The sequence below is a fragment of the Bacillus sp. A01H genome (genome assembly GCF_045277205.1).
GTDB lineage: Bacteria > Bacillota > Bacilli > Bacillales > Bacillaceae_G > Bacillus_A > Bacillus_A paranthracis.
In genome coordinates this window covers 295,001-305,000 of sequence record NZ_CP117702.1, presented here as the reverse complement: position 1 = coordinate 305,000, position 10,000 = coordinate 295,001, and the positions used below count along the sequence as shown (strand labels likewise).

The window sequence follows — 10,000 nt, the reverse complement described above, 5'->3', positions numbered from 1 at the left end:
GGTGATATAGTTGCATTACTAGCTAAACATAATATTAAAGTTATTTCATTAATACATGAATTGCCGCATTTAATACAACAGTACTCTGCTGAGGGAAAAGCAAGAAACATTGCCCAATCTGCTCACAAAATTGTCTTCCCTTCACAATACGTGTATGAAAAATTCCGTACAATCACCCAATTAGATCATCAAAAATGCCACATTCTCCCTCAGGGCTTGTTCAACCATAATCCTTATAAGAAAAATATTGCACAAGCGAGAAGCAATTTACGAAAAAAGCACAATCTGCCTCTCGATAGCAAAATCATCTTGGGGGTAGGTTTCGCTGATCATCGAAAAGGAATAGATTTATTCTCACTTATTGCTTACTCAGTAAGAAAGATGCATACGAATATTCATTTTATCTGGGTTGGGAAAACAGATGTTCATTTTTTTAATACAATCTCCCCAAGATATACAGCACATTTCACATTAGTGGATCCAACTCCAGATATCGGTTTATATAACGCCGGTGCTGATTTATATTTATTAACTTCAAGAGAAGATCCTTTTCCAAACGTAGTTTTAGAAGCATTAGATACAAAAGTCCCTGTTATAGGGTTCAAAAACGCTGGAGGTTTTGAAGATGTTGTTACGGAACAAACCGGCGCATTAGTAGACTATTTAAACTTACCTATGATGCTGGAAAGAATATATGAACTTATCGGGAATGAAGATTTACGATTACAAAAAGGGACCTTTGGCCAAGAACTTATTGAAAGAGATTTCAACTTTCTTGATTACGTTTATCAATTATTAAACTTGCTTGAGCATAATTATAAAAAAATAAGCGTCATTGTACCGAACTATAATTACGAAAAATACTTACCGGAACGAGTTAAATCAATATTAAATCAAACCTATCCCCTTTACGAACTAATTTTCCTAGACGATGCCTCTACTGACAATAGCGTATCTATATTTGAAAAGCTGCTCTCAAATGAAAATAAACACCACCTGAAAGTTCAGCAGATTATTAATGATAAAAATTCTGGTTCTGTATTTAAACAATGGATAAAAGGTGTCTCTGCAGCAACCGGTGATTATATTTGGATTGCTGAGGCCGATGACTTATGTGATCAGACATTTTTAGAAGAAGTAATACAAGGGTTTCATATAGATAGTGATGTTGCCTTAAGCTACACACAATCAAAACAAATAGATGAACAAGGAAATATCTTGGCCAATCATTATTTGAATTACACAAATGATATCGATAAGGAAAAATGGCAGAGTTCTTATATCCGAAAAGGGATAGATGAAATACAAGATACGTTATTTATCAAAAACACCATACCTAATGTCTCAAGTGTAGTTTTTAAAAACATAGATATAAAAACAATAGCAAAACAATTGCAAAAGTTTAAAATAGCTGGTGATTGGTTTTTCTATGTTTCTCTCCTTAAAGAGGGGAACATTTATTTTAATCCAAAACCTCTAAACTATCATAGACGACATACAAATAGCGTAACAAGAACAGAAGATTCATATTCCCATTACAGTGAAGTTGTACAAATGCAGAATTTCATTAAAGACACCTTTACTATCGACGACATTTCAAAAAAGAAAATGTATGCATATAGAAAGTACCTTGAAACATATTTGAAGGTTTAATTATATATTTTCTTTATCATCAGTAGCTCTTTTAAGACATTACTATTATTTAAGGGGTGTTACTCTTTGAAAGAATTTATAGAGGCAAATAAACATTTGATTTCTCAAATTGCACAAAAATACAATGTAAGTGCAAATATCCACCCAGAGGATCATATCTTTCAATTCCTTGTCACAAATCCAGTCTTTCCATCTAAAAAAGAAGCAATAGATTATTATTTTAAAGATGGAAGAAAATCAGCAGAAACACTCTTAGATTTAATTACTTCCTTTTATCCTCCTATAGACACTCCAATTCAATTATTAGAATTCGCATCCGGATATGGCTGCGTAACACGTCATTTATTAAATCAGCAAATGAACTTAAGTATAACTACTTGCGATATACACGAAGAGGCTATTACTTTTATTGAAAACACATTACATACTTCATCTCTATTATCTCACCCTGAACCAGAACAAGTAAAATTAGACTCGTCTACGTATGATATCGTTTTTTGTCTATCCTTTTTTTCTCATATGCCTGATACAACTTGGTTTCGTTGGCTTCAGACATTGTATAACGCTGTTTCCCCTGGCGGCTTATTCATTTTCACAACTCATGGATATCAAAGTAAAAAGTACTTCGGCTTTCCCGCTTTAAATGAACGGGGTTATTGGTTTCTTCCCTCTAGCGAACAACTCGATTTAGATGTTCATCAATACGGGCAAACGATCGTTAGCCCCTCCTACGTATGTGACAAAATTAAATTATTACCTTATAATCCTATTATCAAAAAATACACTGAAGGTTTTTGGTGGGAACATCAAGATCTTTGGGTAATAAAAAAAGAAATAAAATAATAAACCACGCTCTACTTATACAGAAGTAGGGCATGGCTTATTATTTTTTACTATATAAGAACTCTTCAATCCATAGCTTATTTAATCTAATTCCACTTTTGAAATCCACTTTCGGTTCCCAATTACATTCTCGTCTTACTCTATCTATATTTAAAATGATTTTTTGAACGTTTTCTTGCTTTTGTTTATAGCAGATAAAGTCCACTTTTCTTTCCGTTAATTTCTCCAATTCTACTATAATTCGTTTTAAAGAAAGACCCTTTCCGCTGCCTATATTATACACACAAAATTTCAAGTGATTTAATTGCGATAGTTGTATAGTAACTTCCACTAAATCATCGATATAAATATAATCTCGAATAATTTCTTGTGGATTCCCATATATATTAATCTTTTCATTACTGAGATGCTGATACAAAAAACAATTTATTGCTCCAACTTTCTTTAACGGGTTTTGATATTTTCCATACGGATTAGAATATCTACATACAACATAGTCCATTCCATATTTTTTCTTATAAAAGTACAAATAATTTTCAAGCGACACCTTTGTTATTCCATAAGGAGAAAGTGGTTTTAATGGATGTTCCTCATCAATAGGCAGATATTCCGGTTCACCATAAACTGTGCCTCCAGAAGATGCTAATACGATTTTTTTAATGGGGAAATTTTTAGCACTTTCCATGAAATTAAGAAAAAAAAGGCTACTGTTTATATCTCCGAAAACATCTTCAATTGAAGTTGTTACATTAGACGTTGCAGCTAAATAAATAATAATATCCACATTCACTAAGGCTTTATATATATCTTCAACATTTGCTAAATCACCTTTAATAAATTCAACCTCACTTATAATATTTTGAGGAAAATTATTTATATGTCTGGAAAATACTTTTACATTTTGGCCTTTTTTCAATAAACCTAATGCGAGGTTAATACCAATGAAACTATTTCCACCTACTATTAAATAATTATTCTTCCGCATAATATCCTCTCTAGTAATAAGATTTTTGCTTATCTCACCTAGAAATACAAATAAATAAACTTAGTCAATTCTATTATTGAGTCTCTTATAATTGTATGCCCCTTATAAATTTTCATTATCTTTATTTTATATTTTCCCTTTAGAATCACTACCTTATTTAAGCCGTCCGAAAAAACATTCATAATATTTACTCATTCCTATGAATATATTGGATTAGTAAAAGCTTTCTCCTTCTCCATAAATAAAACTTTCAAAAAGGAGCACTACATGTATGAAGAATGTAAATCAAGAGCTTTTAAATCATGTAATTCTACATAAAGATCGAATCCCACATTTCCATAAAGACTTTCCCCTTATACTATTCTGGAGCCATAGAAGCGGATGCACTACTTTAGCTAATTGGTTCTTTTTTCAAATCGGATTGTTTAATGAAGCAAAGAAATACCATGACTTTATTCATTACTATGAATTCTGGGTATATAAAAACAACACCAACTATATACCAGAGTTACAAAATGGGCTTCTAACAGCAGAAAAAGCTGTTTGTAAACTTGTACGAAATCCCTATACAAGGGCCGTCAGCTCATTTTTATTACTTGCTGACAATCCATATGCAATTCCTCAATGGGAAAGTATCCGCCAGTATTTATATAATGACAAATATAGTAAACGAGGAATATCATTTAAACAATTTTTATATTACGTTCGAGCATTAGGTCCCAATTCCGTAGCAATGGACATACATTTTAGTCAGCAATACGTTCCGGGTGAAGAAAATTTCATCCAACACTATATTCCTTTAGAAGATTTTAATACACAAATCACCAAAATAGAACATACGTACGATTTAGTTAAATCTAATTTAGCGCTACTTACAAATTCAGATCATCATCGCTCTCATAAAATGATGTATACAGGAAGCTATGCAGAGCTCAGCATTACAGATGCCGCCTTCCCTCGCTTTCCGACATATAAAAGTTTTTATGATGAAGAAACAATGGCATTAGTTACAGAAATATATGCACAAGACTTTGAAATGTATCCGTACACAAAAGGGATATTTTAAATTGATACACTCTTCAATGAATAAAAGCGAATGTATCGCATAGCATAAAGTGAAACTTTAATTAGAGAGGGGTTCTCCCCTGCTAATTATTCCCTTCTACCAATTTTACTGTTATAGATTCCCTAAATTTCACCTACCCTCTTTGAATTCACTAATTATTGACGCATGTGCCATATACATTTTTACACAGGAGTGATGTCATGTGGAAGGTAATTTGAAACATAATAACGGATATTGTGTTATTTGTGAGAAGGAAGCTACATTTATAGAGCATAACGATTGGCTTAGAGATCACTACTTATGTTCTACATGCCACTCTATACCAAGGCAGCGAGCTTTAATTCATGTTTTAAATACATTTTTTCCGAAATGGGGTTCCTATCATATTCACGAATCCTCACCTGGGGGGATTACAACTCAACTACTAATAAAAAACTGCAAAAACTATACATACTCTCAATACTTTAAAAACTATCCTCTCGGCCAATACTTTCAAGGGATTAGATGCGAGAACTTAGAAAACATGACTTTCCAAAATGGATCTTTTGATTTGTTCATTACTCAAGATGTCTTTGAACATGTAATGGAACCAAACAAAGCCTTTAAAGAAATAGAGCGTGTATTAAAGCCTGGCGGTGCTCATGTGTTTACTGTCCCTTGGTACCACACACTTCCCAAAACTTTGCAAAGGGCAAGAATCAATGAGGATGGAATTGAGTATATTGAAGAGCCAATTTATCACGGAAATCCTATTGATGAGAATGGGTCTTTAGTAACATTTGATTGGGGCCAAGATATGATTGAATATATTTATACACATGCAAATATGTATACCCTAGTTTATTTACAAAAGGATAAATCACTAGGCTTAGATGCTGAATTTTTACATGTTTTTATTAGTAGAAAACAAGAAAATGATTTTTAGGCACCATATAATTTGGAGGTTAACAAATGGATAACTTTAAGTTAGGAAGTGATTTTGATAACCTTGTTAGCCCGCTTTCTGATGTTGAACTTCTTCATCTATTTATACAAAGTTGCTCACAAACAAAGATAAATGGTATCCCAGTACCTATGTTCCCCCCTGAAGAAATTCAACAACAGTTTGTAGGTGCTTCCTATGAACATGCTCTTTATGAAGCATATTTGTTTTATAGACTTGTAAAAACATATGCCCATAATTTAAGCGTTCCCTTGAATAAAGAACGGAAAATTTTAGACTTTGGTTGTGGCTGGGGAAGAATTATACGCTTTTTTTTCAAAGATGTTCGCGATGAAAATTTACTTGGGATTGATGTAGATCCAGCAATGATTAATATTTGCAATGAAACGTTAGGAAGAGGAATATATAAAACCGCCAATCCACAACCTCCTGTAGAATTTATTAGTGACAATTCATTGGACATCATATTCGCTTATTCTGTATTCTCACATTTATCCGAAGAAACTGCAGAACATTGGATAAAGGAATTTTCAAGAATTCTTCGTCCAGGTGGAATCTTCATCGCCACGACACAAGCGCGCTATTTTCTCGATTACTGTCAACAATTTAAGGAACACCCTGAATTAATTCAGACAGGATGGCATAAAACTTTATCTCAAGCTTTTCCAGATATAAATCGTGCCATCTCGGATTATGAAAGCGGCAATTTCGTCCACAGCCCTACGGGAGCTGGAGACGTTAGAAATAGTAGCTTCTACGGGGAAACCATTATACCTAGAACTTATATTAAAAACCACTATGAGAAGTACTTAAAGCTGCGGGACTTTTTCGATGATGCAAACCGATTACCCCAAGCCCTATTTGTTCTCCAAAAAGATTAACTCTTTTCGCTCATTGTATAATGAAGATCATTTTATATTTCAGCCGTATATATTAAATCATTAAAGATTTCCATATCAAGCAAACTGTACAAAAAAATTCATTATGAGGCATAAACAGAGTAAGTAAATAACGGTTCTCATGCTTTAACTAGATTCGAAAAATCAAAAATAACTTCCCACCACCTGAACTACGAAGCACATAAGGGGGATATATCTTGAAAATAATTGCTTTTTACTTACCACAGTTTCATCAAATAAAAGAAAATGACCGATGGTGGGGAAAAGGTTTTACTGAATGGACAAATACTAAAAGTGCACGACCTTTATTTTCAGGACATTATCAACCTAGAGAACCTTATCAAGATTTTTATTACGACTTAACCACCCCATCCGTAAGAAAATGGCAAGCAGAAATTGCCAAAGCACACGGCATATATGGTTTTTGTTATTACCATTACTGGTTTAAAGGGAAGAGGCTATTGGAGAGACCATTTAATGAGGTACTTCAGATGGGCGAACCAGATTTTCCATTTTGCCTATCTTGGGCAAATGAACCATGGACAAAAACTTGGGATGGTCTTGATAGTCACATATTAATGCCTCAAAATTACGGAGGGTTATCGGATTGGAAAGAACACTTTGATTATTTATTACAAGCTTTCCAAGATGAGAGGTATATCCGTATAGATAATAAACCACTATTCATTATTTATCGTCCTGGGCATATACCTAATTGTGAGCAAATGCTTAACTACTGGAATACACTCGCACAAGAAAATGGTTTGGCAGGTATATACTTTGTAGAAACATTAAACAGCTTCCCACTTCCTAATATAAATGGGTTCGATGCTAGCATTCAATTCGAGCCTTTTTATACAATTGCTCATGATAGCTCTTCAGACATAAATAAAACAATATATGAGTCTGGTAAACAAATAAACGCTTGGGATTATGATAAAGTTTGGATGTATATACTAAAGCGGTCTCCTCCAGAGAAAAAAACATTTCCCGGTGCCTTTGTTGACTGGGACAACACAGCACGCCGCAAAGATTTAAATAGCAGCATTTTCGTAGGCTCTACTCCTGAGAAGTTCACGATATATTTAAGTAAGCAAATCCAGCGCACCTATTCTGTTTACAACAGCGAGTTTTTATTTATTAATGCGTGGAATGAATGGGCAGAAGGTACTTACTTAGAACCAGATAAAAGGCATGGCTTTGCCTATTTAGAAGGAGTTAAACAAGCAATTAACAGAGGCATGAAAGCATACAAAAAAGACGAGTCATTCTGACTCGTCTTAAGATTGCTTGGCGACGTCCTACTCTCACAGGGACAAGGTCCCAACTACCATCGGCGCTAGAGAGCTTAACTTCCGTGTTCGGTATGGGAACGGGTGTGACCTCTCTGCCATCATCACCAAACTATGAAGGCATATTCCTTCAAAACTAGATAACATTTGCTACATATTATATGGTTAAGTCCTCGATCTATTAGTATTCGTCAGCTCCACATGTCACCATGCTTCCACCTCGAACCTATCAACCTGATCATCTTTCAGGGATCTTACTAGCTTACGCTATGGGAAATCTCATCTTGAGGGGGGCTTCATGCTTAGATGCTTTCAGCACTTATCCCTTCCGCACATAGCTACCCAGCTATGCCCTTGGCAGAACAACTGGTACACCAGCGGTGCGTCCATCCCGGTCCTCTCGTACTAAGGACAGCTCCTCTCAAATTTCCTACGCCCACGACGGATAGGGACCGAACTGTCTCACGACGTTCTGAACCCAGCTCGCGTACCGCTTTAATGGGCGAACAGCCCAACCCTTGGGACCGACTACAGCCCCAGGATGCGATGAGCCGACATCGAGGTGCCAAACCTCCCCGTCGATGTGGACTCTTGGGGGAGATAAGCCTGTTATCCCCGGGGTAGCTTTTATCCGTTGAGCGATGGCCCTTCCATGCGGAACCACCGGATCACTAAGCCCGACTTTCGTCCCTGCTCGACTTGTAGGTCTCGCAGTCAAGCTCCCTTATGCCTTTGCACTCTACGAATGATTTCCAACCATTCTGAGGGAACCTTTGGGCGCCTCCGTTACACTTTAGGAGGCGACCGCCCCAGTCAAACTGCCCACCTGACACTGTCTCCCGGGTCGATAAGACCCGTAGGTTAGAATTTCAATACAGTCAGGGCGGTATCCCACCAGCGCCTCCACCGAAGCTAGCGCTCCGGTTTCAAAGGCTCCCGCCTATCCTGTACAAACTGTACCAAAATTCAATATCAGGCTACAGTAAAGCTCCACGGGGTCTTTCCGTCCTGTCGCGGGTAACCTGCATCTTCACAGGTACTATAATTTCACCGAGTCTCTGGTTGAGACAGTGCCCAAATCGTTACACCTTTCGTGCGGGTCGGAACTTACCCGACAAGGAATTTCGCTACCTTAGGACCGTTATAGTTACGGCCGCCGTTTACTGGGGCTTCAGTTCAGAGCTTCGCTTACGCTAACCCCTCTCCTTAACCTTCCAGCACCGGGCAGGTGTCACCCCCTATACTTCGCCTTACGGCTTCGCAGAGAGCTGTGTTTTTGCTAAACAGTCGCTTGGGCCTATTCACTGCGGCTTTCCGTTAAGAAAGCACCCCTTCTCCCGAAGTTACGGGGTCATTTTGCCGAGTTCCTTAACCAGAGTTCTCTCGCACACCTTAGGATTCTCTCCTCGCCTACCTGTGTCGGTTTGCGGTACAGGCACCTTTTATCTCGCTAGAAGCTTTTCTTGGCAGCGGGGAATCAAAGACTTCGCTCCATAAGGAGCTTCCCCATCACAGCTCAGCCTTTACGATAAGCGGATTTGCCTACTTATCAGCCTAACTGCTTGGACGTGCACAACCAATCGCACGCTTCTTCTATCCTTCTGCGTCCCTCCATTGCTCAAACGATAAAGAGGTGGTACAGGAATATCAACCTGTTGTCCATCGCCTACGCCTGTCGGCCTCGGCTTAGGTCCTGACTAACCCTGAGCGGACGAGCCTTCCTCAGGAAACCTTAGGCATTCGGTGGACGGGATTCTCACCCGTCTTTCGCTACTCATACCGGCATTCTCACTTCTAAGCACTCCACCAGTCCTTCCGGTCTGACTTCACTGTCCTTAGAACGCTCCCCTACCACTGATACCATTCGGTATCAATCCGCAGCTTCGGTGGTGTATTTAGCCCCGGTACATTTTCGGCGCAGAGTCACTCGACTAGTGAGCTATTACGCACTCTTTAAATGGTGGCTGCTTCTAAGCCAACATCCTAGTTGTCTAAGCAACTCCACATCCTTTTCCACTTAATACACACTTTGGGACCTTAGCTGGCGGTCTGGGCTGTTTCCCTTTTGACTACGGATCTTATCACTCGCAGTCTGACTCCTAAGGATAAGTCATTGGCATTCGGAGTTTGACTGAATTCGGTAATCCGATGAGGACCCCTAGTCCAATCAGTGCTCTACCTCCAAGACTCTTACACTTAAGGCTAGCCCTAAAGCTATTTCGGGGAGAACCAGCTATCTCCAGGTTCGATTGGAATTTCTCCGCTACCCACACCTCATCCCCGCACTTTTCAACGTGCGTGGGTTCGGGCCTCCATTCA

The 10,000-nt window shown here is 37.8% G+C and carries 7 protein-coding genes and 2 rRNA genes (2 of these 9 cut by a window edge); 6 read left to right on the top strand and 3 right to left on the bottom strand.

Annotation, left to right across the window (positions count from 1 at the left end; all coding sequences use genetic code 11):
• Together PSR14_RS01715 and PSR14_RS01710 are read left to right on the top strand one after the other, a co-directional pair.
• A protein-coding gene (locus PSR14_RS01715) for a glycosyltransferase (protein ID WP_098487662.1) crosses the window boundary here: on the top strand, positions 1-1,653 show its 3' portion. It extends 279 nt beyond the left edge of the window; 1,653 of the gene's 1,932 nt are visible here — the last part of the coding sequence; its start codon lies off the left edge, out of view; its stop codon occupies positions 1,651-1,653.
• 66 nt (positions 1,654-1,719) lie between these two features.
• On the top strand, positions 1,720-2,496 hold the full coding sequence (locus PSR14_RS01710; protein WP_000657504.1) for a class I SAM-dependent methyltransferase: 777 nt from the start codon (positions 1,720-1,722) through the stop codon (positions 2,494-2,496).
• Positions 2,497-2,536: 40 nt separating this feature from the next.
• On the opposite strand, the gene PSR14_RS01705 is transcribed toward PSR14_RS01710, so the two are convergent.
• Entirely contained in the window at positions 2,537-3,481 is a 945-nt protein-coding gene (locus PSR14_RS01705; RefSeq protein ID WP_001230823.1) for an NAD-dependent epimerase/dehydratase family protein, read from the bottom strand.
• A gap of 271 nt (positions 3,482-3,752) precedes the next feature.
• Between PSR14_RS01705 and PSR14_RS01700 the strand changes: the two genes are divergently transcribed.
• The 4 genes from PSR14_RS01700 to PSR14_RS01685 all read left to right on the top strand — a co-directional run bounded on the left by PSR14_RS01700 (position 3,753) and on the right by PSR14_RS01685 (position 7,663).
• Positions 3,753-4,547, top strand: a complete 795-nt coding sequence (locus tag PSR14_RS01700) for a sulfotransferase family 2 domain-containing protein (protein WP_000800258.1) — start codon at positions 3,753-3,755, stop codon at positions 4,545-4,547.
• 202 nt (positions 4,548-4,749) lie between these two features.
• The gene (locus PSR14_RS01695; RefSeq protein ID WP_048558004.1) at positions 4,750-5,472 is read left to right on the top strand and encodes a class I SAM-dependent methyltransferase; all 723 of its coding nucleotides are present in this window, start codon (positions 4,750-4,752) and stop codon (positions 5,470-5,472) included.
• Between the two features lie 26 nt (positions 5,473-5,498).
• Positions 5,499-6,371, top strand: coding sequence for a class I SAM-dependent methyltransferase (locus PSR14_RS01690; protein ID WP_000368429.1), 873 nt, complete (start codon positions 5,499-5,501; stop codon positions 6,369-6,371).
• A gap of 215 nt (positions 6,372-6,586) precedes the next feature.
• Positions 6,587-7,663 (top strand): glycoside hydrolase family 99-like domain-containing protein, encoded by a 1,077-nt coding sequence (locus PSR14_RS01685; RefSeq protein WP_000690993.1) that lies wholly within the window; start codon positions 6,587-6,589, stop codon positions 7,661-7,663.
• Between the two features lie 14 nt (positions 7,664-7,677).
• Here the strand turns inward: PSR14_RS01685 and rrf are convergent.
• Positions 7,678-7,793: ribosomal RNA gene (gene rrf, locus PSR14_RS01680) — 5S ribosomal RNA — on the bottom strand.
• 49 nt (positions 7,794-7,842) lie between these two features.
• Positions 7,843-10,000, bottom strand: a 23S ribosomal RNA gene (locus PSR14_RS01675) (it continues 765 nt past the right edge of the window).